22 protein-coding genes are annotated in these 26248 nt (G+C 74.2%); 11 read left to right on the top strand and 11 right to left on the bottom strand.

Translation table 11 applies throughout. The annotated features are described in order from the left end of the window. Positions 1-53: 53 nt before the first annotated feature. The 3 genes from KGD83_RS12925 to KGD83_RS12915 all read left to right on the top strand — a co-directional run bounded on the left by KGD83_RS12925 (position 54) and on the right by KGD83_RS12915 (position 4165). Complete coding sequence (locus KGD83_RS12925) at positions 54-596, top strand: GNAT family N-acetyltransferase (protein ID WP_212643994.1); 543 nt, start codon at positions 54-56, stop codon at positions 594-596. Positions 597-709: 113 nt separating this feature from the next. Next, on the top strand, positions 710-1951 hold the full coding sequence (locus KGD83_RS12920) for a coiled-coil domain-containing protein (RefSeq protein WP_249352322.1): 1242 nt from the start codon (positions 710-712) through the stop codon (positions 1949-1951). 138 nt (positions 1952-2089) lie between these two features. Beyond that, positions 2090-4165: an FUSC family protein gene (locus KGD83_RS12915; RefSeq protein WP_212644405.1), complete on the top strand. Its 2076-nt coding sequence runs from the start codon at positions 2090-2092 to the stop codon at positions 4163-4165. Between the two features lie 42 nt (positions 4166-4207). On the opposite strand, the gene KGD83_RS12910 is transcribed toward KGD83_RS12915, so the two are convergent. After that, the gene (locus KGD83_RS12910; RefSeq protein ID WP_047872154.1) at positions 4208-4858 is read right to left on the bottom strand and encodes a cyclase family protein; all 651 of its coding nucleotides are present in this window, start codon (positions 4856-4858) and stop codon (positions 4208-4210) included. Between the two features lie 238 nt (positions 4859-5096). On the opposite strand from KGD83_RS12910, the gene KGD83_RS12905 reads away from it, so the two are divergent. The 6 genes from KGD83_RS12905 to KGD83_RS12880 all read left to right on the top strand — a co-directional run bounded on the left by KGD83_RS12905 (position 5097) and on the right by KGD83_RS12880 (position 11868). Next, a complete protein-coding gene (locus KGD83_RS12905) occupies positions 5097-5795 on the top strand; it encodes a lysophospholipid acyltransferase family protein (protein WP_212643992.1) in 699 nt (232 codons plus the stop codon). A 377-nt stretch (positions 5796-6172) separates the two neighbouring features. After that, the gene (locus KGD83_RS12900) at positions 6173-7519 is read left to right on the top strand and encodes an FAD-dependent oxidoreductase (protein ID WP_212644404.1); all 1347 of its coding nucleotides are present in this window, start codon (positions 6173-6175) and stop codon (positions 7517-7519) included. Positions 7520-7896: 377 nt separating this feature from the next. Continuing rightward, a complete protein-coding gene (locus tag KGD83_RS12895) occupies positions 7897-10179 on the top strand; it encodes a penicillin-binding transpeptidase domain-containing protein (RefSeq protein WP_212643991.1) in 2283 nt (760 codons plus the stop codon). A gap of 393 nt (positions 10180-10572) precedes the next feature. Then, positions 10573-10887 carry a hypothetical protein gene (locus KGD83_RS12890; RefSeq protein WP_212643990.1) on the top strand — a complete coding sequence of 105 codons (315 nt, stop codon included), beginning with the start codon at positions 10573-10575 and terminating at the stop codon, positions 10885-10887. A 53-nt stretch (positions 10888-10940) separates the two neighbouring features. Further along, positions 10941-11189 (top strand): hypothetical protein, encoded by a 249-nt coding sequence (locus KGD83_RS12885; RefSeq protein WP_212643989.1) that lies wholly within the window; start codon positions 10941-10943, stop codon positions 11187-11189. A gap of 103 nt (positions 11190-11292) precedes the next feature. Continuing rightward, a complete protein-coding gene (locus KGD83_RS12880) occupies positions 11293-11868 on the top strand; it encodes a CAP domain-containing protein (protein WP_249352321.1) in 576 nt (191 codons plus the stop codon). 95 nt (positions 11869-11963) lie between these two features. On the opposite strand, the gene KGD83_RS12875 is transcribed toward KGD83_RS12880, so the two are convergent. The 6 genes from KGD83_RS12875 to KGD83_RS12850 all read right to left on the bottom strand — a co-directional run bounded on the left by KGD83_RS12875 (position 11964) and on the right by KGD83_RS12850 (position 17495). Then, complete coding sequence (locus tag KGD83_RS12875; RefSeq protein ID WP_212643988.1) at positions 11964-12305, bottom strand: DUF3040 domain-containing protein; 342 nt, start codon at positions 12303-12305, stop codon at positions 11964-11966. A gap of 219 nt (positions 12306-12524) precedes the next feature. Then, positions 12525-13613: an ABC transporter ATP-binding protein gene (locus KGD83_RS12870; protein ID WP_212644402.1), complete on the bottom strand. Its 1089-nt coding sequence runs from the start codon at positions 13611-13613 to the stop codon at positions 12525-12527. Next, positions 13613-14470 (bottom strand): ABC transporter permease, encoded by an 858-nt coding sequence (locus KGD83_RS12865; RefSeq protein ID WP_394358109.1) that lies wholly within the window; start codon positions 14468-14470, stop codon positions 13613-13615. Before KGD83_RS12865 ends, KGD83_RS12870 begins: the two co-directional genes overlap by 1 nt. Next, entirely contained in the window at positions 14470-15276 is an 807-nt protein-coding gene (gene modA / locus KGD83_RS12860; protein WP_212643986.1) for a molybdate ABC transporter substrate-binding protein, read from the bottom strand. Before modA ends, KGD83_RS12865 begins: the two co-directional genes overlap by 1 nt. Then, positions 15269-15670 carry a TOBE domain-containing protein gene (locus KGD83_RS12855; RefSeq protein WP_212643985.1) on the bottom strand — a complete coding sequence of 134 codons (402 nt, stop codon included), beginning with the start codon at positions 15668-15670 and terminating at the stop codon, positions 15269-15271. The genes modA and KGD83_RS12855 overlap by 8 nt, the downstream gene beginning before the upstream one ends. A 205-nt stretch (positions 15671-15875) precedes the next feature. After that, positions 15876-17495 (bottom strand): glycoside hydrolase family 10 protein, encoded by a 1620-nt coding sequence (locus KGD83_RS12850; protein WP_212643984.1) that lies wholly within the window; start codon positions 17493-17495, stop codon positions 15876-15878. Positions 17496-17799: 304 nt separating this feature from the next. Here KGD83_RS12850 and KGD83_RS12845 point away from each other — a divergent pair, with 304 nt between their 5' ends. Then, positions 17800-19080 (top strand): isochorismate synthase, encoded by a 1281-nt coding sequence (locus tag KGD83_RS12845; protein WP_212643983.1) that lies wholly within the window; start codon positions 17800-17802, stop codon positions 19078-19080. Positions 19081-19228: 148 nt separating this feature from the next. Beyond that, positions 19229-19678 carry a GNAT family N-acetyltransferase gene (locus tag KGD83_RS12840; protein ID WP_212643982.1) on the top strand — a complete coding sequence of 150 codons (450 nt, stop codon included), beginning with the start codon at positions 19229-19231 and terminating at the stop codon, positions 19676-19678. A gap of 103 nt (positions 19679-19781) precedes the next feature. On the opposite strand, the gene KGD83_RS12835 is transcribed toward KGD83_RS12840, so the two are convergent. The 4 genes from KGD83_RS12835 to menB all read right to left on the bottom strand — a co-directional run bounded on the left by KGD83_RS12835 (position 19782) and on the right by menB (position 26052). Next, complete coding sequence (locus KGD83_RS12835) at positions 19782-21806, bottom strand: PhoX family protein (RefSeq protein WP_212643981.1); 2025 nt, start codon at positions 21804-21806, stop codon at positions 19782-19784. A 528-nt stretch (positions 21807-22334) separates the two neighbouring features. Then, complete coding sequence (menD, locus tag KGD83_RS12830) at positions 22335-24047, bottom strand: 2-succinyl-5-enolpyruvyl-6-hydroxy-3-cyclohexene-1-carboxylic-acid synthase (protein ID WP_212643980.1); 1713 nt, start codon at positions 24045-24047, stop codon at positions 22335-22337. Positions 24048-24232: 185 nt separating this feature from the next. After that, positions 24233-25216 carry an o-succinylbenzoate synthase gene (locus KGD83_RS12825; protein ID WP_212643979.1) on the bottom strand — a complete coding sequence of 328 codons (984 nt, stop codon included), beginning with the start codon at positions 25214-25216 and terminating at the stop codon, positions 24233-24235. Further along, positions 25213-26052: a 1,4-dihydroxy-2-naphthoyl-CoA synthase gene (gene menB, locus KGD83_RS12820; RefSeq protein WP_212643978.1), complete on the bottom strand. Its 840-nt coding sequence runs from the start codon at positions 26050-26052 to the stop codon at positions 25213-25215. Before menB ends, KGD83_RS12825 begins: the two co-directional genes overlap by 4 nt. Positions 26053-26248 lie beyond the last annotated feature (196 nt).

The following is a 26248-nucleotide window of genomic DNA, read 5'->3' as shown; positions in this document are numbered from 1 at the left end:
GATCAGCACCCAATGCTGGTGAAACGGGTGAGAAAAATATGCAAAATTCGCTGATGACCAAACCTCGACAGTCCGACGTCGGTGTGCTCAGCTTCCGCTACCTGGGAGCTCACGAGGTGGAGGAACTCGCGGACCTGTGGGGCGCCCTCCACCAGCAGCACACCCTGACGGCCCCGCACCTGGCGGACATCATCGGCCCCGTGAGCCTGGACGAGTCCTGGAGGCGCCGCCGCGCCCAGTACAGGGCCTGGCTCGCCGACCCCGAGACCCTGGCGATCCTCGCCGAGAGCGACGGCGACCTGGCCGGGTACGCGATGGTCACCATCCGCGAGAACGCCCAGGGCAGCTGGGACCGCGGCGCGCGGGGCGCGGTGGTGCAGACCTTCGCCGTCGACCCCGAGTACACCGGAAGCGGCGTGGGCTCCAAGCTGCTGGAGGAGGTGCGCCGCCAGCTCGCGGGCATGGGCGTGCGCGACATCGAGTTCTCCGCGCTGGCCACCGCCGCCGAGGACATCCGCTTCCTGGAGGAGGAGGGCTTCCGCCCCTTCGTGACCACGATGGTCTGCCGCGTGGACGCCTTCGGCGCCCACGACTAGCACCGCGGGGACCGCACCCCCCTTCCCGGCCTCCCCGAGGCCGGGAAGGGGGGTTTCGCGCCGTGCCCGACACACCTCCGCGCCGCGCGGGGGCGAACCGCTACGCTCACCCCGTGGCCTCCGACTCCAACACCTGCAACTTCCCCGGCTGCGACCGGCTCGTGCCCCGCGCGTCCTCGCCCGGCCGCCCGCCGCAGTACTGCGACCTCCCCGAGCACACCCGCTGGCGCGCCTGGAAGGAACGCCAGCGCCAGACCCAGGAGGCCGAACGCCAGGAGGAGCTGGCCCGCGCCGCCCAGGAGCCCTCCGCCGCAGACTCCGCCGCGCCCTCCCCCCACGCCGCCGGGTCCTCCCCCTCCTTCAGCACCGAGCCGGTCACCTCCGCCCGCCTGCGCGCCGACGACCTGCTCACCCGCTTCGCCGTCCAGAGCGAGCAGCTCACCGCCACCCTCCGGTCGGCCACCGAGGCCTTCTCCACGATGACCGACCCGGCCGCGGCCGAGGCCCAGGTGGAGGCCGCCCGCCTCGCCGGGGCCCGGCACGCCGCCGAGGCCGACGCCGCCCGCCTGGAGGCGGAGAACCGCCGCCGCGAGGCCGAGAGCGCCCGGCGCGTGGCCGAGGACGCCGCCGCCTCCGCCGTCTCCGCCACCCAGGAGGCCGAGCGCATCGCCGAGGAGGCCCTGGCCGCCCGGGACGCCGCCGAGGCCGAGCGCGACCGGCAGCGCGCCCTCGCCGACCGGGCGCGGACCGAACGCGACGCCGCCGTCGCCGAGGCCAACGCGGGGCTGGCCGCCGCCGAACGCCGCATCGCCGAGCAGTCCGCCCGCGCCCGAGAGGAGTTGGAGTACGAGCGGGCCGAGGCAGCCCGGCGGCTCCAGCACGCCCGGGCCGAGGCCGAGGGTCTGCGCGCCGAGACCGCCGAGCACGCCCGCCGGCGCGACGAGGCCGTCCTGGCCGCCGAGAGCGCACGGGCCCGCGCCGAGACCGCCGAGGAGCGCGCGGGCGAGGCCGCCCGGACCCTGGCCGCCGACCGGGAGCGCTTCGACGCCGAACTGGAGCGGACCCGCGAGCGCCTGGAGTCGGACCGCGCGGCGGCCGCCGCCGAGCGCGAACGCCTCACCGCCGAACTGGAGCGGCTCCGCGCCGACCGCGAGCGCCTGGCGGCCGACCTGGACACCCAGCGCCGCAACGCCGAGATCACCCTGGCCGAGTCGCGGGAGGCCGCCGCCGCGCGCCTGGCGCTGGCCGAGGAGGCGCGCGAGCGGGCGGTGGCCCGGGCCGAGCTGGCCGAACGGCGCGCGGAGCGGGCCGGGGCGCCCCCGGCCGGGCAGGACGCGGAGCCGACCACCACGTAACGGTCCGCGCTCCGAACGGCCCGGCGCCCGACCCACGGCCCGCCCCACGGATGTTCAGTAAGTCACCTAAGTGCCGGTTCGTCCCGGTCTAGGATGGGAAACGTGCGAGATCTGGGAACCACTGGAGACACCGGACCGATGAACGTGGGTGGTTCCCCCGGCGAAGGGCACGGAGCCGAACGCGTCGAGGTGGCCGAACGACCCCACCCCAGGGTCGACCTGCGGGCGCTGTTCGGACTCCAGTCCGGCGCCTGGGCGTGGACCACCGCGGTCAAGGCCGCCGTGTCCATGTCGCTCTCCTTCGCCCTGGCCACGTGGCTGTTCGGCTCGGAGGTCGGCACCCTGGCCGCCCTGGGCTCCATGACCGTCCTGTACGAGAAGAAGACGCCCTACGCCTACCGGTCGGCCGCCCTGGCCCTGGTCGGGCTGGGCTTCGTCGCCAGCGTCGCCCTCGGCTCCCTGGCCTCGGCCCTGGCCTCCTGGGGGCCCGTGTTCTCCATCGGACTGACCGCCGGGATCGCCACCTGGCTGTGCGCGGCCTGGCGGGTGGACAGGCCGGGCCCCCTCTTCTTCGTCCTGGTCGGCGCGATCTCCACCATCGCCCCCGGCGGACTGGCCGACGTCCCCCTGCACGCCCTCGTGGCCGCCCTCGGCGCGGCCATCGGCTGGTCGGTGTCGATGTCGGGCGCGCCCGTGCGCGCCCGCCACCCCGAGTACCGCGCCGTGGCCGGGGCCTACCGCCAGCTCGCCTCCCTGCTGCGCGCCGTGGGCACGCCCGACCTGGACCACGCCCAGCACGAGGCGTCGGTGGCGGTGGCCGAGGCCTGGCGGATCGTCCTGCTGGCCCAGACCCGCGGCTACCGCACCAGCCCCGAGGCCGCCCGGCTGCGCTCCCTGCTGCGGTGGGTCTCCGACGTGCACCTGGCCACCACCCAGGTGTGCATGGCGCGCCCCACGCCCCTGCCGGAGAAGGCCGCCGACTTCGCCGAACGCATGGCCCCGGCCGTGGCCGACCCCTCCCTGGGGCCCGACCCCGACGAGCTCGACGAGCTGCGCCGGGGCCTGCGTCCCCGTTCCCTGGAGGCCCGGCTCTACGGCCAGCTGGCCCGGGCCGCGCAGGCCGCGCGCCGCGCCACCCACGATGACGACGAGCACGCCGCGACCCTGCACGACCAGCGCTATCCGGCGCTGTGGGACGCGCTGCGCTCCAGCCTGGGCTCGGACTCGCTGGTGCGCCCCACCGCGCTGCGCATGTGGATCACGGTGACCGCGGCGGGCGCGTTCAGCCTCCTGCTGGGCCTGGACCACTACTACTGGGTGGGCCTGACCGCGACCGCCGTCCTCCAGGCGGGCAGCGTGGTCCTGACCATGAACCGGGCCCTGCAGCGGTCGCTGGGCACCCTCGTGGGCGTGTTCATCGGCGCCGCGCTGATCGCGACGCACCCGCCGCTGGTCGTGGTCATCGTGCTCGCCGGGCTGTTCCAGGGGCTCACCCAGCTGGTGGTGGGCCGCAACTTCTTCTACGCCTCGGTCCTGGTGACGCCGATGGCGCTGCTGCTGGCCGCGACCGCCGCGCCCGATCCGATCACCGACCTGGCCGGGTCGCGCATCATCGACACCGTCGTGGGCTCGGTGTTCGGCCTGCTGGGCTCGCTGCTGCTGTGGCGCAGGGCGTCGGCGACGCGTCTGCCCCAGGCCATCACGAGCGTGCTGGAGACCTCGCGCGAGTGCATCATGGCGGTCCTGGACCAGGACGTGGAGATCGGCCCCGAACGGCGCTACCGGCTGCGCAGGGACATGCGCGCGGCCCTGGTCAACCTGCGCGGGGTCTACGACAGCGCGATCGGGGACGCGCCGCGCGCGGCGTCCACGCTGCCGCTGTGGCCGGTGGTGGTGGCCACCCAGCGCACCGGCTACCTGGCGCTGTCGGCGCTGGCCCGGGACCGGCCCGAGTCGGCGGGCGTCATCACCCTGCAACGGGTGGACCTGGCCTTCGGCGAGCTCATCTCCTCGATGAGGGAGCGCCGCACGCCCCGCATGGGCGCGATCCCCCGGCTGCCCGCCTACCCCAGGATCAACATGGAGCTGCGTGCGCTGTCCAATGCGATGACCAGCGCGGTCGCCCAGGACGAGCGCGCGGCGCGCCAGGAGGCCGAGCGGCGGGCCCAGCGCGAGCACCGCCGGGCCCAGAAGGACCTGGACGCCGACCTGTGATCCCGCTCCGCGCCCGCCCCCGGCCGCCGGGGGCGCGGCCGGTCATTCCACGAGGGCGAAGGCCCGCACGGGGAAGGCGGCCATCCCGCGGATCTTGGCGGGCACCGCGAAGAAGGTGAAGCCCTCCTCGGGGAGCTGGTCGAGCAGGCACAGGTGGGAGACGACGGGGACACCGGCTGCGAGCAGGACGGCCAGCGCCGGGCGGGCGCCCTCGGCGGCGGGAGAGGGGTCGTCCACGCCGACCGCGTCGATGCCCACCAGGGTGGCGCCGCCGTCCACGAGCGCCTTGGCCGCCTCCTCGGTCAGGTAGGGGTGCTCGGGGTGGCCGTAGGACTCGGTGCGCCAGTGCCGGTCCCAGCCGGTGCGCACCAGCACGGCGCGTCCGCGCACGTCCAGGCCGGAGAAGGCCTCCGGGCCGATCCGGGCGGAGCCGACGGCGACGACCGCGCCGGGCAGGTCCGCCACGCGGGCCAGGTCCAGGTCGGCCAGGTCCGCGCCGTCACGGTAGCGGTGGGCGGGCGTCTCCACGTAGGTGCCGGTGGCACCGACCATCGTGACGCGGCCGCTGCTGGTGCCGTGGCCGGGGACGGAGCCCGGAACGGCGGTGCTCTCCTCGACGGCGGGTTCCGGCAGGCCCGGAGAGGTGGTCATCCCGTCGGTGATCTGGTGGCTGACGTCGACCAGTTTCGGCATGGCTGTTCTTCCTCGCTCGCGCGTCCGGGGAAAGGACCCCTGACCTGCACCAGAGGTCTAGACCATAGCCTAGCGCGTGTGACCGCCGCCACGGCACCCGCGCCCGGCCCCCGTCACACCCTCCGGCCACGTCCTCCGCCCCGCGACCCCGATAGGCTCGCAGGAAACGGACACGGGAGCCCTCCGTACGTCCGTCACCCCCGCACGGACCCATCCCACCCCGAGAAGAGGCGACCGAGTGACCCTGTACGGAGCGGCCAAGACCGTCATCGCGCCCGCCACCCGTGTCGTGTGGCCCCAGCGAGTGGAGGGCGCGCACCACGTCCCCCGTCGCGGTCCGGTGATCCTGGCCGTCAACCATCTGGCGCTGATCGACCCGCTCTTCATCGGTGTGGCCTGCCCCCGGCCGGTGCGTTTCATCGCCAAGCAGGAGCTCTTCGACGAGGGGACCCTGCCCCGGCGGCTGTTCACCCGCGCGCTGCGGGCCATCGGCCAGCTCTCGGTGGACCGGCGCCCGGGCCAGAGCGCCCAGGAGGCCATGGACAACAGCCTCGGGGTACTGGAGAGCGGCGAGGTCTTCGGGATCTTCCCCGAGGGGACGCGCTCCCCCGACGGCCGCCTCTACCGCGGGCAGACCGGGCTGGCCTGGCTGGCGCTGACCACGGGCGCCCCGGTGGTGCCGGTGGCCCTGGCGGGCACCGAGCGGATCCTGCCCCCCGGCCGCAGGGTGCCCTCCCTCAACCGCGTTGGCGTGCGCTTCGGCGAGCCGGTGGACCTGTCGCCGTGGAAGGGCCGGGCGGACAGGGCCCGCCCGCGCCGCGAGGCCACCGACGCCATCATGGCCGCCATCGCCAAGCTGTCCGGGCAGGAGCAGGTGCCCCGGTTCGCCGCCTCGGTCAAGGCCGAACTGGAGCAGGGTCGGCCCTCGGGCGAGTAGGGTCGGTTTCCGGGGGAGCGGTCTCCCCTCCCCCGACGCGGCCCCCGGGCGCGGGACCGCCCCGGCGGGCGGTGACTTTCTTCACAGCCCGTTCGGAACTGGGGAACCGGTGACAGGGCGTTGACCTCTTGTTGAGGGACCTCTCAGGGCACCGGCGACAGCCTCCCGACCTGGTCCTACCGGGTTCTGCCTGGGCCTACGGCCCCGCGGGGCCTCCAGGGCCCGCCATGCGGGCCCGGGACGGGGAGCGCAATTCTCTACCTTTATAGTAGGTTTTCCCGGTGCCGACACCGGATAGATTAGGCAAGCCTTACCTTTTGATGGCGTCCGACTCTGGCGCGAAGACTTGGAGCTGTGCGATGACGCGACCACTGCGAGTGGGAATCGTGGGTGCGGGCCCCGCGGGGATTTACGCCGCGGACCTGCTCACCAAGGACGAGACCCTGTCCGCGTGCGGCACGTCCGTCAGCATCGACATCCTCGACAAGCTGCCCTCCCCCTACGGCCTGGTCCGCTACGGCGTCGCCCCGGACCACCCCCGGATCAAGCAGATCCAGGGGGCGCTGCACAAGATCCTGGACAAGCCGGAGATCACCTTCTACGGCAACGTCGAGTACGGCGTGGACCTCAAGCTGGAGGACCTGCGCCACCACTACGACGCGGTCGTCTTCGCCACGGGCAGCGACCGCGACCGGCCGCTGGACATCCCGGGCATCGACCTGCCCGGCAGCCACGGCGCCGCCGACTTCGTCTTCTGGTACGACTCCCACCCCGACGTGTCGCCGTCCTGGCACGTGGAGGGCACCAGCGTCGCCGTGATCGGCGCGGGCAACGTCGCCGTCGACGTCGCCCGCATCCTCGCCAAGAGCGCCGAGGACCTGCTGGAGACCGACATCACCGACAACGTGTACGAGGGGCTGCGCGCCAAGCAGGTCACCGACGTCCACGTCTTCGCCCGCCGCGGCATCGCCCAGTGCAAGGCCACCCCCATGGAGCTGCGCGAGCTGGACAAGCAGCCCGGCGTCGAGGTCATCGTCTACCCCGAGGACTTCGACATGGACGAGGGGAGCCTCCAGGCCTGCGAGGACTCCAACCAGGTCAAGACCAACGTCAAGGTCCTGCAGAACTGGGCGATCCGCGACCCGCGCGGCGCCGAGCGCCGCCTGCACCTGCACTTCCTGCACAGCCCGGTGGCCGTGCTCGGCGAGGACCGAGTCACGGGCTTCCGGACCGAGCGCATGGAGCTGACCGGCGACGGCGGCGTCCGGGGGACCGGCGAGTACGTGGACCACGAGGTCCAGGCCGTCTACCGCGCCATCGGCTACCTGGGCTCGCCCCTGGCCGACCTGCCCTTCGACGAGGAGCGCGGCGTCGTCCCCAACGCCGAGGGCCGGGTCCTGGACCTGGACGAGAGGCCGATGGACGGCGTCTACGCCACCGGCTGGATCAAGCGGGGCCCCGTGGGCCTCATCGGCCACACCAAGGGCGACGCCCTGGAGACGGTCACCAACCTGGTGGCCGACCGCGAGGCCCTCACCCCCGCCTCCGAGCCCGACCCCGTCGCCTTCCGGGCCCTGCTGGAGGCGCGCGGCGTCGACTACACCACGTGGGAGGGCTGGCAGCGGATCGAGGCCCGCGAGGAGGAGCTGGGCGCCGAGCGCGGACGCAAGCGCCTCAAGCTCCTGTCCCGGGACGAGCAGACCAGCATCGCGCGCCAGGGGTGACCCCGGTTCGCGGGCTTCCCGGCCGGTCCCGCGCCCCTCTGCGGGACCGGCCACCGCATTCCCCCCTCCGCCCGCGGGTACCGTGAGATTGCGCATGCGCGGCATCCGGCGGTGACGGAACAACGGCCCGGCCCGATGGGTTAGAGTCACTGTTGGTCGGTGTGGTAGCAAGTGTCCCCCGGGCCTCAACAATTGCCTTCGCGGAATACCGCGTCCGGCCCCGCCTCCGGGTGGGTGACCGTACGGCCAGGAGCCCCGTTGTGCCCCGCGCCGAGAGGCGACCGCCATGCCGACCCTCACTCTCGTGCCCCGCTCCCACCGAGGTGGGAGCGGGGCATCGTGGTATCTCCAGCCAACCCAGTGAAGGACGGTCAGGCGTGGACGAACGGTCCCCCCGGCAACCGGATTCCTCCGGGCCGCCCGAAGCATCGCACGAGCCCCCGGCGCACCCCCCGCGCCCCGCCAACCCCTACCGCATCCCCCAGCGCACCCAGGGGCCCCCGCCCGAGGAAGCGCCGGCCCCGTCCGCGCCCGTTCCTCCCCCGCAGCCCGACCCCCCGCAGCGGACGGCCGGGTCCTGGGACTCCCCCGCCTCGTGGGACGAGCCCCCGCGCGAAAGAGGCGCCGACGACGGATGGGGCGCCCCGTCCGCGCACGCCTGGGAGCCCTCCCGGCACGAGGGCCCCGGCGCCCACGGCCACGCGGGGCGCCCGCAGGAGCCCGCATCGTGGGACGAACCCCCGCACGACCCCGGCCGGGGCGGCGCCGAGGACTGGAACGCCCCCTACCCCTCGACGCAGGGTCCCTCCGACGACTGGGACGGGCCCCGAGGCGACGGGGCGCACGACTCCTGGCAGGAGGCCCCGGCCTCCCGACACGGCCAGGGTTCCCCGGACGGCTTCGAGTACCTCTACAGCGGCGGCGGCCCGGGCGCGGGCGGACCGGACGACCCCGACCGCCACGGGGACGACGGCTACGACGACCCCGGCCCCCCGCCGCGCAAGTCGCGGCGCGGACTGCTCATCGGCGTGCTCTCCGCCGTCGTGGTGCTGCTGCTCGTGGGCGGCGGCGCGTCCTGGTACGTCCTGACGATGCCCGAACCCGAGGAGGCCGCCGCCGAGTACGAGGCCGCCTGGGAGGCGCAGGACTACGAGCGCCTGGCCGCGGTCACCCGGGGCGGCGACGCCGCCGCGGTGCTCGGCGGGATCGACTCCGGGCTGGGCGTGGACTCCATCGCGGTGGAGGTCGGCACCGTGACCGCCGAGGGCGGTTCCGGCAGCGCGCCCTACGAGGTCACCGTGTCGCTGACCAACGCCGACGACTGGGGCTGGGAGGGCGAGCTGCCGCTGGTCCGCGAGGACGGCGAGTGGTGGGTGGAGTTCTCCCCCGAGGTCGCCTACCCGGGCCTGGGCGAGGGCCAGGTCCTGGCGCGCACCGCCGTGTGGGGCGAGCGCGGCAGCGTCCTGGCCGCCGACGGCACCGTTCTGGACGGCACCGTCTCCGGTTCGCTGCAGATGATCGCGGGCTCCCTGGGCGAGGCCACCGCGGAGGACGTCGAAAGGCTGGGCCCGGCCTACAGCGTCGGCGACACCGTGGGCGTCAGCGGCCTCCAGCGCACCTACGAGGAGCGGCTGGCCGGTGAGGCCGCCACGACCGTCCTCATGGTCGACGCGGCCGCCGCCGAGGACCCCGACTCCCTGGAGGCCACCGAGGAGAACACGGTGGCCACCCTGGACGGCGCCGACGGCGAGGACGTCGTCACCAGCATCGACATGGCCGTCCAGAACGCGGCCTCCAACGCCGTCATCGACTCCGCCGACCCGGCGGGCCTGGTGGCGGTGCGCCCCTCCACCGGCGAGATCCTGGCGGCGGCGAACGTGCCCGGCGGGTTCAACCGGGCCTTCGAGGGCCAGTACCCGCCCGGTTCGTCGTTCAAGATCATCTCCTACAGCTCGCTGCTGGACAACGGGATGAGCATGGACGCCACGATGAACTGCCCCAAGGAGTACGACCTGGGCGGGTGGCCGTTCGTCAACGCGGGCGACGCCGAGTACGGCGCCCAGACGGTGACCGAGGCCTTCGCGACCTCCTGCAACACGGCGCTGGTGGAGCAGGTCGGCGACCGGCTCAGCTCGGACACGCTCCAGGCCAGCGCCGAGCAGTTCGGCATGAACGCGCCGCTGGACATCGGCGTTCCCACGCTCGAACCGTCCTTCCCCCCGGTGGACAGCGCCACCATGCTGGGCGCCCAGAGCATCGGCCAGGGCCAGATCCTCACCTCGCCGCTGCACATGTCCACGGTGCCCGCCGCGGTCGCCGACGGTTCCTGGCGCCACCCGGTGCTGGTGACCGAGCCCGCCCAGGAGGGCCTGCCCGAGCCCCGCGCGATCGCCCAGGCCGAGGCGCTGCGGACGATGATGCGCGCGGTCGTCACCGAGGGCACAGCCGAGGACGTGCCCTTCCAGGGCGAGGTGTACGCCAAGTCGGGTACGGCCGAGTTCGGCACCGCGGAGGACGCCGACGAGGACGGGGAGCTGCCCAGCCACGCCTGGATGGTCGGCTTCAAGGGCGACGTGGCCTTCGCCGTGGTGGTCGAGGGCGGTGGCGGCGGCTCGTCCGTGGCCGGTCCCCTGGCCGCCAGCTTCACCAACGGCCTCTGAGGCCGGACCCCGACGCGACGGCGCGTACCGGCCACGCCGGTGCGCGCCGTCGGCGTCGGGGCCGCACCGGCGTGGCCGGTGTCGGCGCCGGTTCCCGGCGTCTACGATGCTCCCGGGTCGCGCGGTGTGCCTCGGCCCCGTCCCGGCCTCTTCGGGGACCGGTCGGCCCCGTGTCCCCGGTCGCGGGCATGGGCCCACCTCAAGCAGGAAAAATCCGACCCAAAACAACCAATTATTACTTTAAGCTATTTAGTGACTACTAAGAGTTAGAGAGCGGGAGCCTGGGGGCAGTTCTACGGATGGCGCCAGGAGAACGGTTCTCCCGAGGGTCGAGCTGGGGGGATCGGTGCCACCGGACCGACAGATCGTCGGTCCGCCTCGAAAGGACACAGGATGAACCGCAAGACTCTCACTCGGATCGCCTTCGCCTCCGTCGCCGTTCCGGCCCTGGCCTTCGGCGCCCCGGCCACCGCTATGGCGGACAGCTTCTTCTCGGGTGAGTCCAGCGCCGCCGGTATCGAGGGCGCCGCGAGCCACAGCGTGACCGCCGTCGCCTTCGACGGCAACGGCGGCGGCCACGGCCACGGCCACAAGGGCGACAAGGGCCACGACCACTGGGACAACGGCGGCTCCTTCTACAAGAAGAGCGCCACCTGGGCGGGCCACGACGGCGCCGCCTCCCACAGCATCGTGAGCGGTGCGAACTAGGCATCCCGTTTCCGGCGGGCGTGACCCGACCCAACCCGAGGAGGGGAAGGACGATGGTCCGACTACGACGAGCGCTGTCCCTGACCGGCGTGGCCTTCGGCCTGGCGCTGGGTGCGCCCTCGGTCGCGATGGCCGACGCGGTCTTCGAGAAGGACTTCGGCAGCGCCAGCGCCGAGGGCGCCACGATGACCGTGGTCCACAGCCGCGTCGGCGACGACGGCAAGGCCTACTACGAGTACGTGACCTACACCGCCTCCATGTACGGAGCCACGGTGGACAGGACCACCAGCAAGGCGAACTGAGTTCCCGCGAGGTTGCGGGCGGACGGCCTTCACGGCTGTCCGCCCCTGGTGTGCGCGGGCGCGGCGCGGTACACGCGCCCCCGCGCACGGGAGGTGGAAAGACATGCGAAACCTGCTTCGAGGCCGTGTCCTCGCGGGGGTGGCCGCGGCGGCCGTGTGCTGCGCGGGTGTGACCGGCGCGGCCGACCCCGGCGACGTGTTCGCCGGCGGTGGGGCCCCGTCCGCGGTCCAGGGGACGGGATCCGGGGGCGGCTGGCCCCCGCCGTGGTCCCAGGAGGAGCCCGCCGACCCCTGGACCGAGGCCGAGGCCGAGATCGTGCGGCTGGTCAACGACAAGAGGCCCGGGTACGGCTGCGAGAAGCTGAGCACCCACGAACTGCTCACCCGGGCCGCCCGGGAGCACAGCCAGGACCAGGCGGGCGACAGCGGTTTCCCCGGCGGCGGCTTCTTCGGCGGCAGCTCGTCCGCCAGGGACCGGGCCCGCGGCCTGGGCTACGCGAACCCTTCGGGCGAGATCGTGGCCAGCGGCTTCGAGACGGCCGAGGAGGCGGTGGAGGCCTGGACGCGCCGCGGCCACAACCAGGTGCTCGCCGACTGCGAGTCCGAGCACATCGGCGTGGGCGTGGTGAAGGGCGACGGCGGCCCCTACTGGACCGTCGTCCTGGGCCAGGGGGCCTGAGCCGGACGGGCGGCACGCGGTACGCGTGACGGGCGGTGTGCGGCGGACGCACACCGCCCGTCACGCGTCCCGGGCGGCGCGGGCCGGAGCCGCGGTCAGGAGGTCCCGACGGTCTCGGGCCCCTGCGGCGCGGGCTCCGGGTCGGGTTCGGGCGCCGGGCCCCCGGTGGTCTGCGAGGTGTCGGTCGGCACCGCGGGCGCGGACGGCTGCGGAGTGCTCGGGGTGAGGACGAACAGCATCACGAGCAGGCCCGCGGTGACCGCCGCGATCAGGCCGCACGCCACCCACGGTTTCCATCCGCCCAGGCCGGGGTCGGCCGGAGCGTCGGGGTCCCCCGAACCGAAGGACTCCAGTCGTCCGGCCAGGTCCGGTTCCTCCTCGCTGAGCTGCCGCTCGATCTCCGCGAGGATTCTTCTCTCGTGCTCTCTCAGGGACATGGCACCCTCCTCGGCCACGGGGGGAAGGACAATCGTCGCCAGACTTACAGTCTCCCCCGGGTGTACCTGAGATATCCAGGTGTGCACAGCTTTTCCGATGTGGGTTTCTACGCCCGATTATGGGTAGAAAAACTCGGTTCTCTCCACAGGGTACGCCGCCGCCCCGGACCCGAACGCGCTCCGCGCCGACGCGGTCGCGCGGGCCGGAGCGGCCCGGGGTCAACCCGGGTAGCACTCGACCTCGGCGGCCTTGACCCCGGCCCACACCGCGTCCCCCCGGACCAGCCCCAGCTCGGCCAGGGCCGCCGGGCTGATGTCGGCGGCCAGGGAGGGGCTCCCCGCCAGGTGCACCCGCACCTGGTCGCCGAACCGCTCGATCCCCTCCACCGTCAGCCGCCACACGTTGCGCGGGCTGCCGTGCGGGCGGTGCGGGTACAGGGCCACGGCGCGCGGCGGGAAGGCCACCAGGGCCGGCCCCCGGTGCGCTTCGTGCGCCTCGACGCGGACGGGACCGCCGGGGCCGTCGCCGTCCAGGGTCACGGTGGTGCCCTCGGCCGCTCCCCGGAAGAGGTTGAGCCCCACCAGCCGCGCGACGTAGGCGGTGCGGGGGCGGCGCGCCACCTCGGCGGGTCCGCCCTGCTGGACGACCCGGCCCTCCTCGATCACCGCCACCCGGTCGGCGAGCACCATGGCGTCGAGCGGGTCGTGGGTGACCAGCACCGTGGCCCCGTCGAACTCCTCCAGCAGGTGGCGCAGCCGGGCGCGCACGTCGATGCGGGTGCTGGCGTCCAGGGCGGCCATGGGCTCGTCGAGCAGCAGCAGGCGCGGGCGCACGGCCAGGGCGCGGGCCAGCGCCACGCGCTGGGCCTGCCCGCCGGAGAGGCGGCGCGGCCGCACGCGCGCGTGAGCGGACAGGCCCATGTGGGCGAGCAGTTCGGCGGCGCGCTCGCGGGCCGCCGCCCGCGACAGGCCCTGGCGGCGGGGGCCGAAGGCCACGTTGTCCAGGGCGCTCATGTGCGGGAAGAGCAGGTAGTCCTGGAAGACCATGCCGATGGGGCGGTGCTCCACGGGCGTCCTGGTCTGGTCGCGCCCGTCCACGAGGACGCGCCCTCCGGTGAGGGGAACCAGTCCGGCCAGGGCGCGCAGCGCCGAGGACTTGCCCGCGCCGTTGGGCCCCAACAGGGCGAGGGTCTCCCCCGGGCGCACGGTCAGGGCGGCCTCCAGGGTGAAGGCGCCCCGGCTCAGGCGCAGGTCGGCCTCCAGCGCGGGTGCGGGCGCGTTGGCGGCGGGGTCGTGGTCGGGGGCCATCAGGCGTTCGTCCACCTCTCGCGCAGGGTGGCCAGGACGGCCAGGCAGACCGCCAGCAGGATCAGGCTGAGCACGATGGCGGCCTCGGGGTCGCGCTGCATGGCCACGTACACGGCCAGCGGCATGGTCTGCGTGGTGCCCGGGAAGTTTCCGGCGAAGGTGATGGTGGCGCCGAACTCGCCCAGGGCCCGCGACCAGCAAAGGACCGCCCCCGCCGCGATTCCCGGCAGCACCATGGGCAGGGTGACGTGGGCGAAGACGGCCGCCCGCCCGGCGCCCAGGGTGGCGGCGGCCTCCTCGTAGCGGCGGTCCGCGCCGCGCAGCGCGCCCTCCACGCTGATCACCAGGAACGGCATGGCGACGAACACCTGGGCCAGGACCACGGCGGCGGGGGTGAAGGGCAGGGTGATCCCGAACCAGGCGTCCAGGTACCGGCCCACGATCCCGTTGCGTCCCAGGACCAGCAGCAGCGCCACGCCGCCGACCACGGGCGGCATCACCAGCGGGACGGTGACCAGGGCGCGCACCAGGCGGCGTCCGGGGAAGTCGGTGCGGGCCAGCAGCCAGGCCAGCGGCACCCCGAGGAGCAGGGACACGGCCGTGGCGGCGGTGGCGGTGGACAGGGACAGCCACAGGGCCGCCAGGACCTCGGGCTCGGCCAGGCGGCTGCCCATGGTGGACCAGGGCGCGCTGGCCAGCAGGCCCGCCATGGGCAGTACGAGGAAGGCCGCGCCCGCGAGCGCGGGCAGCAGCAGGATCCAGGGCGCCCGTCCGAAGCGCCGGCCCCGAGGCGGGCGGCGGCGCGGCGCCGTGTCGGCGGCGGGCGCGGCGGGCTCGGCGGGGACGCGATCGGGCATCAAGGCACCTCGAACCCGGCGGCCCGCAGGACCTCCCCGCCCTCGGGCGAGCGCACCAGGTCCACCCAGGCGGCGGCGAGCGCGGCGTCGGAGGTCGTGGAGACGACCCCGATGGGATAGTCGTTGACCACCTCGTCGGACTCGTCGAACACGACGCCCTCGACCCGGTCGCCCGCGGAGACGACGTCGGTGGCGTAGACGAGTCCGGCGTCCACCTCGCCGAGCTCGACCTTGGTCAGGACCGCGCGCACGTCCTCCTCGTAGGTGTCGGGGGTGATCTCCAGTCCGGCCTCGTCCAGGACCGCGGCGGTGGCCGCGCCGCAGGGGACCTCCTCGGCGCAGAAGGCGACGGCGGTGCCCTCGTCCGCGAGGTCGGCCAACTCCTCCACACCGCCCGGGTTGTCCGGGGGCACGGCGATGCGCAGGGTGTTGGCGGCGAAGACCACGCCCCGCGCGCCGTGCTCCGCGGCCCAGTCGGGATACAGCCCCTCGCCCTCGACGACCCGTTCCATGGTGGCGGTGTCGGCGGAGGCGAAGACGTCGGCGGGGGCGCCGGAGTTGATCTGGAGGGCCAGGTCGCCGCTGCCCGCCAGGTTGAGGACCACTTCGGTGCCGGGGTGCTCGGCCTCGAACTCCTCGGCCAGGTCGGTGAAGACGTCGGTCAGGGAGGCCGCGGCGAAGACGTTGAGCCGGTCGCCGGACCCCTCCTCCGGGGAGCAGGCGCAGAGGACGAGCGCGGCCGCGGCCAGGGCGCGGGCCAGCCGGAAAGCGCCGGACCGGGTGTCGCGGGGGGCGGGCTCACGCATGGCGCTCCCCGGTGGTCTCCACGACCACGTTGGTGGACTTGACCACCGCGGTGGCGATACTGCCCACCTCCAGGCCGAGTTCGTCGGCGGCCTCGCGGCTCATCAGCGAGACCACCCGGTGGGGCCCGGCCTGGATCTCCACGCTGGCCATCACCCGGTCGCGCACGACGTCGGTGACCAGGCCGCGGAAGCGGTTGCGGGCGGAGGACAGGTGCCGGGCCGGGTCCTCGTCGGCCCCCGTGCTCATGAACCCGGCCAGGTCCGCGCCCTCGATCAGACGCCTTCCGGAGGCGTCGCGGGTGGCGGACAGGCGGCCGGAGTCGACCCAGCGCCGGACGGTGTCGGCGCTGACGCCGAGGAGGTCGGCGGCCTCGCTGATGTGGAAGGTCGGCATTCGGCCAACCTACTCCTGGCATCTGCTGGTGCAAAAGGGGCTTTCCGCTAGCAGATGCTCACTTTTTCGCCCCTGTTCTGGGATTCTGCGACAGACGGGCGAGCTGGACCCGAGCGGCGCCCGACCGAGTGCCCCGGGACACGGAAGGGGCCCCGGCCCGGGGACGCCTCCCCCCGGCCGGAGCCCGCACGCTCCCCGCCCGCGGTCAGCCGCGCACGTCGGCGGCCGCGCCGAGCGGCCCCTGGGCGCGGTAGACGTCCAGCGCGGTGACCACGTACCCGGCGCCGTCCTCCAGCGGCTCGGTGTCGGTCAGGGCGGTGCGCCCGGTGAGGCCCACGAGGTTGTCCGCGGTGACCGCGGCGCAGCTCTCCTCCTCCGTCCCGGCGGCGGCCGCGTCGGCGGACAGCCGGTAGACGGCGTAGAAGCGGGCGCCGTCCACGGCGTCCCACGCCACGTCGACCCCCTCGTCGGCGACCCGGGCCGTGACGCCGACGACCGTGCCGACCAGCGGTTCCTGCCCCTCGGGTGTGTCGGAGAGCGGCGGCAGGGCGGGGGCGCCGTAGTGCTCGTCGGCCAGCGCGGCGTAGGCGTCGGCGGCCCGGTCGCGCAGGTCCTTGATGGAGAAGTAGACGTCGCCGTCCACCTGGGGCAGCTCGCCGGAGTAGTCCAGCTGGGTGCTGAGCGCGTCCTCGCCGGTCCAGCCGTCCTCGCCCACCCGGTAGGCGGCCTGGCCGATGTACAGGTCCACGCCGGTGCCCTCGACCTCCCGGGCCCACCAGTCGGCCAGGACCTCGTAGTCGGCGGTCTCGAAGCCCCGCTGCCAGTACAGCTGCGGCGCGACGTAGTCGACCGTGCCCTCCCGGATCCAGGTGCGGGTGTCGGCGTGCTGGGCGTCGTAGGACTGCAGGCCCGAGCTGGCCGAGCCGCTGGGGTCGGTGGAGTCGTTGCGCCAGATGCCGAACGGGGAGATCCCGAAGCTCACCCAGGGCTTGGTCGCCTCGATGCCCTCGTGGACGCCGGCGATGAGCCGGTCGACGTTGTCGCGGCGCCAGTCCTCGCGGTCGTCGAAGCCCTCGCCGTGCTCCTCCCAGGAGGCGTCGTCGTCGAACTCCTCGCCCTCCTTGGGGTAGGGGTAGAAGAAGTCGTCGAAGTGCACGCCGTCGACGTCGTAGCGCTCCACCACGTCGAGGATCACGCGGGTCACCCACTCGCGGACCTCGGGGTTGCCGGGGTCGAAGTAGGCCTCGACGCCGTAGTCGACGAGCCACTCGGGGTTCTCCCTCGCCGGGTGGTCCCCGGCCAGGTTCTCGACGTCGGGGTCCTGGAAGCCCACGCGGTAGGGGTTGAACCAGGCGTGCAGTTCCAGGCCGCGCTCGTGCGCCCCGGCCACCGCGTACTCCAGCGGATCGTAGCCGGGGTCTCCGCCCTGTTCGCCGGTGAGGTAGCGCGCCCACGGCTCCAGGTCCGACTCGTAGACCGCGTCGGCGGTGGGCCGCACGTGCAGGAAGACCGCGTTGAGCCCCATGGCGGAGGCGTCGTCGAGGTAGGCGTCGAGCTCGGCCTTCTGCTCCCCGGCGGACAGGCCCGGCTCGGAGGGCCAGTCGATGTTGCGGACCGTGGTCAGCCACGCCCCCCGCATCTGCCGCTGCGCCCCGCCGTCCCCGCACCGGACGGAGGCGGCCGCCCCGGACGCGCCGTCGGCCGGCGGCTCCTCCCCGGAGCCACCGCCGGTGCATCCCGCCAGAAGGACGGTGGCCGCGGCGGCCGACGCGGCCCACCGCAGCGCGGCGCGCGACGGGGCCACGGCACGGGCCACTGAATCCATGGAACAGGTCTCCTCTGAGGGGGAATCGGGACGCGCACCGCCGCCACCGTGGCGTCGCACCGCGAACCAGAGTAGGCCAGACAGTCAATTTTCGGGCACGATCGCGGCAATCTGTGGACAACCTCGCATCCCCGGTGCCGGGGGCCGCCGCGGCGGGTCCACGGAGCACCCGCGCGGGCGGCGGCGGAGTACGATCCCCGCCGGGCGGCGGCGGTCCCGGCCCGGGAGGGGGCACGTGCGCACCCCGGCCACCACGGCCGATACCGGACACACCGCCCCAGACGAGGTCCTAGACTCGGGGACCGTGAACGCCCTCCTGAGCCCGCCCCGCCTGTCCGTCCGCACCGTCGCCCTGCGCGACGACACCGCCAGCCTGGTGGGCCGCCTGCCCGCGGACTCCCCTCTGGCCTGGCTGACCGGCGACGAGGGCATCGTGGGCTGGGGACGGGCCGCGCGGCTGGACCTGGCCGGTGAGCCCGAATCGGCCGAGCCCACCGACACCACCCGCTTCACCGAGGCGGCCCGCTGGATCAACGCCCTCACCGAGCGCGCCGAGGTCCACGACGAGGTGGGGGTGCCCGGCACCGGCCCGGTCGCGTTCGGCACGTTCGCCTTCTCCCCCTCCTCCGCGGGATCGGCCCTGGTGGTGCCGCGCGTGCTGGTCGGGCGGCGCGACGGCCGCGCCTGGCTGACCACCGTCACCGAAGCGCCCGGGGAGCACCCGGCCGAGCCGCTCGGCCCCACGTCGGCGCCGCGGCCCGTGGGTCCGCTCTCCTGGAGCCGGGGGTCGCTGACCGGCGAGCAGTGGATGGGCGCCGTGGCCGGTACCGTCGAGCGCATCCGCGCGGGAGAGCTCGACAAGGCCGTGCTGGCGCGCGACGCCCTGGCCGAGGCCGACGCCCCCATCGACGTGCGCACACTGCTGGAGCGGCTGCGGCTGCGCTTCCCGGGTTGTTTCACCTTCTCCGTGGACGGCATGGTCGGAGCCACCCCCGAGCTGCTGCTGCGCCGCGAGGGCGACCAGCTCTCCTCGCTGGTGCTGGCCGGGACCCGCGCCCGGGGCGAGGACCCCGAAGGCGACCGGCTCCTGGCCGAGGAGCTGCTGGCCTCGGCCAAGGACGTGGACGAGCACCGCATGGCCGTGGACTCCCTGCGCACCGCGCTGGAACCGCTCACCGAGGAACTGGACGTGCCCGCGCGGCCCCGCCTGCTCGCGCTCGCCAACGTGCAGCACCTGGCCACACCGGTGCGCGCCCGCCTGTCCCCCGGGGTCTCGGCGCTGGACGCGGTCGCGGCCCTGCACCCCACGGCGGCCGTGGGCGGCACACCCACCGCGGCGGCCATGCGGCTGATCGCGAAGTCCGAGGGCATGGACCGGGGCGGCTACGCCGGTCCGGTCGGGTGGCTGGACGGCGCGGGCAACTCCGAGTGGGGCATCGCCCTGCGCTGCGCCCGCGTGGAGGGCGCGCGCGCCCGGCTGTTCGCCGGAGGGGGCATCGTCGCCGGTTCCGAGCCGGAGTCGGAGCTGGCCGAGACCGAGTCCAAGTTCCGGGTCATGCGCGAGGCCCTGACCGACCCCGTCTGAGCCGGGGCGGGACCGGGGCCCGCGTTCGGGTCCGGGCTCCGAGGCGCGCACGCGGGCGGCGGTCCGCAGGGGGTGGCGCCGCGCGCGGCGGCCGCCGTCCGGGCGGGATTTCACGGCCGCGAAACACGGCGCCGCTAACGTGGCGCCCATGCGTGTCCACGAGGTTTCCTGGGACGATCCCGACGCCGCCGCCCTGCGGGCCGGTCAGCGGGCGGAGATCGCCGAACGGTACGGCACCGCCGACTCCGAGCCGGGTGCGGCCCCCTCAGCCGGGGACATCGCGGTGTTCGTGGTGGCCCGCGACGCCTCGGGCGCGGCCGTGGGCTGCGGCGGCCTGCGCGGCCTCGGCGACGCGGCGGGCGAGGTCAAGAGGATGTACGTGCGGCCCGACCGGCGCGGATCGGGCGCGGCGGCGCTGGTCCTGGCGGCCCTGGAGGAGTGGGCCCGCGAGCGGGGCTGGAAGTGCCTGCGCCTGGAGACGGGCGACCGGCAGCCCGACGCGGTGCGGTTCTACACCCGTTCGGGGTACACGCCCATCCCCGGTTTCGGCGCCTACGCCGACGAGCCCTCCTCGCTCTGCTTCGAGAAGACCCTCTGAGGGCCGCGGGCGGGGCCCGGACACGAGGAACCGGCCCCGGCAGCCCCCACGATGGAAGCCGGGGCCGGTGGTCGTCGTCCCTACCGGCGGGAGGCGGGCAGGGCTACCTGCCGACCTCGCGGCCCGCGGTGTGCCAGATGCACACCACGGACGGGCGCGGGAACTCGCCGTCGGGCCAGGTGCTGGTGGGGGCCTCGAAGGTGCCGCCGTCACCGGGGTGCTGGGGGCCCAGGAAGACCGTCTTGCTGTCCTCGGTGACGAAGGGGCCGCAGGCCTCCGCGCCGACCGGGACGGTGGCGAAGGTCTTCAGCTCACCGCGGAAGCGGCCCTCGACCGGCATGACGTGCAGGCCGTCGTTGATCCCCAGGGCGCCCGGCTGGCCGTCCGTGGAGATCCACAGGTTGCCGTCCTTGTCGAAGGTCAGGTTGTCCGGCGCGGAGATCGGCATGACCTTGGACTTGTCGAAGCCCGCGTAGTAGGTGTCGTCGTCCTCGGGGTCGCCGCACACCAGCGGCACGTTCCAGGCGAAGGAGGTGGCGGCCGCGTCGTTGCCGGACTCGACGATCTCCAGGACGTGGCCGTGCCGGTTGGGGCCGCGCGGGTTGGGCTCGTCGGCCTGGCCGGGCTCGCGGGCGGAGTTGTTGGTCAGCGCGCAGTAGACCTTGCCGGTTACCGGGCTGGGCTCGAAGTCCTCGGGGCGGTCCATCTTGGTGGGGCCCATGACGTCGGCGGCCAGACGGGTGTGGATGAGCACCTCGGCGACGCTGAAACCGGGGACGAAGCTCTCGGTGTCGGTGCACAGCGCGACCCACTCGCCGGAACCGTCGAACTCGCCGTCCGCGGGCAGCGCGCCGGAGCCGTCGAACTCCTCGGCGGGGCTGTTGCCGGACAGGCGCGCCACGTACAGCGTGCCGGTGTCCAGCAGGGAGAGGTTGTGGCGCCGGGAGCCCTCGACGTACTTCTTGGCGCTGACGAACTTGTACATGTAGTCGAAGCGCTCGTCGTCGCCCATGTAGGCCACGACCCGGCCGTCGTCGGCCAGGCGGGTGGTGGCGCCCTCGTGCTTGAAGCGGCCGAGCATGGTGCGCTTGACCGGCTCGGACTCGGGGTCGAGCGGGTCGACCTCGACGATGTAGCCGAAGCGGTTGATCTCGTTGGGGTGCTTGGAGAGGTCGAAGCGCTCCTCGAAACGCTCCCAGCGGCGCCCCGTGGCGCCGGTGCCGACGCCGTAGCGCCTGGTCTCGGCGGACCCGGAGCCGTTGGCGAAGTACTGGTTGAAGTTCTCCTCGGCGGTGAGGAAGGTGCCCCACGGGGTCATGCCGCCCGCGCAGTTGTTGAGCATGCCCCGGACCAGGGTGCCGGTGGGGTCCTCCGCCGTCTTGAGCAGGTCGTGCCCGGCGGCGGGGCCGGTGACGCGCATGGGCGTGTCGGCGGTGATGCGGCGGTTGAAGGAGCGCTCGCCCGTGGAGAGCACCCACTTGCCGGTGCGGCCCTCGCGCTGGAGCTCGACGATGGAACCGCCGTGGGCGGCCATGGCGATGCGGACCTGCTCCTCGGTGGCGGCGTCGCCCCCGGCGTACCCCGGGAACATGAGTTCCTCGTTGGTGTACTCGTGGTTGACCCACAGCAGGGCGTGGTCGTCGTCGAGCTGGTGGAAGCCGACGTAGTCGCAGTTGTAGCCGAACTGCTGGGCCTGCGCCTCGGCGGTCTGGTCGTACACGTCGAACTCGGGCGCGCCGGGCAGGACCGGCTCGCCCCAGCGGATGATCACGTGCTGGTCGTAGCCCCGGGGGATGGTGATCTTGTCGTCGTTGTTGGGCTGGACGCTGGTGAAGGTGGGCCGCGGCGAGGGGTGGGGGCGGTCGGGGCCGCGGCGGTCGGCCGAGGCCGGGCTGAGCGCGGCGAGTCCGAGCGCGCCCGCTCCGGCGCCCACGGCACCGGCCTGGATGATGGAGCGGCGGGAGAGAGCCTTGGCGAAGATGTCCCCGAAGTAGGGGTTGTCGCTGGTGTTGGGAGCCGGGTGGAAACAGGCGTCGCCGCAGCGCAGTCTGCATGTCGCACGGGAACGACCGCCACCGACCTGGCCGATCAACGGCAGCTGGCGGCGGCGGGGCGCGGATTCGGGCACACCTTCTCCTTGGGGATCGTGCTGCTCCCACGCGCTCCGTCGGTGCGGGGTCTGACCGGGGCGCGCGGATTGTCTCCTGGTCCGGCGGGGTGCTCCCCCGGACGCTCTCGACCTTGGCCGAAATTCCGAACGCGCAGGTGAAACCAAGGTGAACGCGCCTACAACTCCGGCGCATGCCCTGGTAGGTCACGCTGGGAATCCGGAGGGCCACACATCGTCGGGTTCCGGTCGTGATCATGGCGCACCGTACCCGCCTGGTCTACGTGACACGCCCGTAACCGTCTCCGGAGTTGTCGCCCCTCCCGTGATTCGGCTCCGGACGAAGCGGTGCGCCGCGGGGGCGGGACCGGAGCGGTGGCGCGAAGGCGGTTGCCGGTCGAAGGGGTTTCCGGGCATGCCGACAACGGGGCGCACGGGAGGTCGAAAAGGGGCGGGCGCGGTGCCCGGCGCCGCGGCGGGCGGGCCGGGCGGGCCGATCGCCGCTGGAACACGGGGGGAGGACCGCACGCCCCCGGCCAGGGCGTGCGGTCAGAGCGCCCCCTCCACGGCGGCGTCCACCGCGGCCTGGATACGGCGGCGCAGCGCGGCGCTGCCCCCGCGGTGCGTGCACACCTCGATCAGGCGCGGCCCCTCGCCCAGCAGTGCCTTGGGCAGGTCGGTCGCCCACTCCAGGCGGGTGTAGGGCACGTCGGCCACCGCGGCCACACGTTCCATCGACGCCCCGTGCGGGGTGCCGAACACCCGCTCGAAGTCGGGGTGCCCGGCCTGCTCCAGACCGGAGAAGATTCCGCCGCCGTCGTTGTTGACCACCACGATCGCCAGGTCCGGGCGCGGCTCCCCCGGGCCGATCAGCAGCCCGTTCTGGTCGTGCAGCATGGCCAGGTCGCCCAGCAGGGCGTAGGCGTGCCCCCCGCCACCGGCCTGGTGGGCCAGCGCCGCGCCGATGGCCGTGGAGACCGACCCGTCGATCCCGCTCACGCCCCGGTTCCCCACCAGGCGCACGCCGCAGCGCGCCCGCATGGTGGCGTCCAGGTCGCGGATGGGCATGCTCGAACCGGCGAACAGCAGCGAACCGGCGGGCATGTGCGCGACCAGGTCGCGGGCCAGCCTCGGCTCGCTGAGCACCTCCTCCTCGTCCAGCACCGCGTCCAGGGCGGCGCGGGCCACCGACTCGGCCTCCGACCAGGCCCGGGACCACTCGGTGCGCCGCGGGGCGCCCGGGTCCGCACCGGCGGGCGGCGCGACCGCGGCCACCACGTCGGTGGCGGTGCGCACGGGGTCGGAGAAGGCGTTGAGCGCGTTCGCCGACGGGTCGCCCAGCGCGCCCGCGCTGACCACCACGTGCCGCTCGGCCCGGCGCAGGTAGGCCAGGATCTGCCGGGACAGGTTGGGGCGGCCCACACTCACCACCAGCTCCGGCGCCGGCCGCGCGGCCACGCGCGGCGAGGCCAGCAGCTGCCGGTAGGTGGACAGCGCGTCCGCCCGGCGGGCGTTGGAGGTCGGTTCGGCCAGCAGCGGCCACCCGGTCGCCTCGGCCAGCGCCAGGAACGGCACCGGGTCGTAGTCCCCGTCGCCGCACACGATCACACCGCGTTCGACGTCGGGCAGCGTGAACGGCGCGGGTTCGGTCAGCGGCCCCGGGCGGCCGATCCAGGCCCGGCCGCCGTCGCGCCCCTCCAGGGGCTCGGGCCAGGCGCCCGTGTCGGCGTCGGGGGTCAGCGGGTCGCGGAAGGCCACGTTGAGGTGGACCGGGCCGGAGCGCCCGCCCAGCGCCGAGCCCCACGCGCGGCAGGCCAGCGACCGCCAGTAGGCGACCATGCCGGGCACCGGGTCGGGGGTGCCGACCTCGGCGAACAGGCGGACCGCGCCGCCGTACAGGCCGATCTGGTCCACCGTCTGGTTGGCGCCGGTCCCGCGCAGCTCCGGGGGACGGTCGGCGGTGAGCACCAGCAGCGGCACCCCGCTCTCGTCGGCCTCCATCACCGCAGGGTGGAAGTTGGCCGCGGCCGTGCCGGAGGTGCACACCACCGCGACCGGGCGGCGCGAGACGCGGGCCAGGCCGAGGGCGAGGAAGGAGGCCGAGCGCTCGTCGATGCGCACGTGCACCCGGATTCCGGGGTGGGCGACCAGGGCCAGGGCGAGCGGCGTCGAGCGCGACCCCGGCGCGACGACGGCCTCGGCCAGGCCGCAGCGGGCCAGCTCGTCGACCAGGACACGCGCCAGGGCGGTGGACGGATTCATCAACTCTCTCGATCGTCTCAAGGTGTACCCAGTATCACCATGTGGACCCAGCCCCTACAGTCAACCCCCACCCGGGACCCGCGGAGGACGAACGCGGCTGTTACACCTCACACACGCCGACCGGACATCCGGTACCCCCGTCACCGTGCGCCCCAGGCGTAACACCAACGCCGGTCAAGGCGCGGTTATCCGGCGCCGGGGACCTCGTCGGCGGCCGACCGCGCGGCCTCGGCGCGGGACCGCCAGGCGGCGGGGTCGACCTCCACCGCGCGCAGGCTCGCCTCGTCCACCGTCACCGGGCGCACGGGCAGGAACCCGTTCTCGGGCAGCAGGGGGTCGGCGGTGACGTCGGCGGTCAGCATCTGCATGGTGGCCAGGCCGCACGCGTGGGGCAGCTCCGGCAGGGCGGCGGCCAGGGCCACCCCCGCCGCAAGGCCCACCGAGGTCTCCACGGCGCTGGAGACCACCACCGGCAGTCCGCACGCCTCGGCCACGCGCAGCGCGGCGCGCACTCCGCCCAGCGGCTGGACCTTGAGGACCACGATGTCGGCGGCGTCGGCGGCGCGCACCCGCAGCGGGTCCTCGGCCCTGCGGACGGACTCGTCGGCGGCCACGGGGACCGACACCCGGCGGCGCACGGCGGCCAGCTCGTCCAGGGTGGCGCACGGCTGCTCGACGTACTCCAGGCCGAAGCGGTCCAGTGCGCGCACCATCCGCACGGCGGTGTCGACGTCCCAGGCGCCGTTGGCGTCCACCCGCACCAGCCCCGAGGGGCCCAGGGCGTCGCGGACCGCCTCGACGCGGGCCAGGTCCTCGGCGGGGTCCTGCCCGCGTTCGGCCACCTTGACCTTGGCGGTGGCGCAGCCGCCCGCGGAGACGATCGCGTGGGCCCGCTCGGGGTCCACGGCGGGCACGGTCACGTTGACCGGCACCCGGTCGCGGACGGGCGCGGGCCAGCCGTGGTGGGCGGCCTCCTCACAGGCCGCCCACCAGCGGGCGCACTCGCGCGGGCCGTACTCGGCGAAGGGGGAGAACTCCCCCCATCCGGCGGGCCCGCGCACGAGCATGCCCTCGCGGACGGTGATGCCGCGGAAGCGGTTGCGCAGGCCGATCGCGAAGGCGCGTCCTCCGGCGGGCGGGCCCGCCGGGTCGGGTTCGGCAGCGGTCACGGACGGCGCGGGAACTTGTCGAACCCCGGGCGGCGCTTCTCCTTGAAGGCGTCGCGGCCCTCCTGGGCCTCCTCGCTCATGTAGTAGAGCATCGTGGCGTCACCGGCGAACTGCTGCATCCCGGCCGCGCCGTCGCTGACGGCGTTGATGGCGCCCTTGAGCATGCGCAGCGCCAGCGGGGACTTGTCCAGCATCTCCCGGGCCCAGGCCACGGTCTCCTTCTCCAGGTCCTCCAGCGGCACGACCGTGTTGATCATGCCCATGTCCAGGGCCTCCTGCGCGCTGTACTGGCGGCACAGGTACCAGATCTCGCGGGCCTTCTTCAGGCCGACGGTCTCGGCGAGCAGCCAGGAGCCGTAGCCGCCGTCGAAGGAGCCGACCTTGGGGCCGGTCTGGCCGAACTTGGCGTTGTCCGCGGCGATGGTCAGGTCGCAGCAGACCTGGAGCACGTTGCCGCCGCCGATGGACCAGCCGGCGACCATGGCGATGACGGGCTTGGGCAGGCGGCGGATCTGCACCTGGAGGTCGAGCACGTTGAGGCGGCCGATGCCCTGCTTGGCCACGGCGTCGTCGCCCATGTAGCCGTCCTCGCCGCGGATCTTCTGGTCGCCGCCGGAGCAGAACGCCTGGTCACCGGCGCCGGTGAAGATGATCACGCCGACCGAGGAGTCGTCGCGGGCGAGGTTGAAGGCGTCCTGGAGCTCGAACAGCGTCTGGGGCCGGAAGGCGTTGTGCCGCTCGGGGCGGTTGATCGTGATCTTGGCGATGCCCTCCGCGGTCTCGTAGATGATGTCGGAATACTCGCCCGACCGCTGCCAGTCGATCACGCTGCTCACGGCTACTGCTTCTCCTCAACGGGGACACTGTGGACGGCGCGGACGTGTCACCACGTCCACGCGACAACCCTACGCATTGTGCCAGGCGGGCGGGGACTCGCGGGCGGGGCGGTACTCCTTGCGCCCGGGGCCGCACCCCGGTGCCGGACCCGACCCCCGGGACGGGCGCCCCGGACACGGGCGTACCCTTGCCGTC

It is taken from the genome of Nocardiopsis akebiae, assembly GCF_018316795.1.
GTDB classification, from domain to species: domain Bacteria; phylum Actinomycetota; class Actinomycetes; order Streptosporangiales; family Streptosporangiaceae; genus Nocardiopsis; species Nocardiopsis dassonvillei.
Note: the sequence above shows the minus strand (reverse complement) of the source record. Positions and strands in the feature narration are given on the sequence as shown.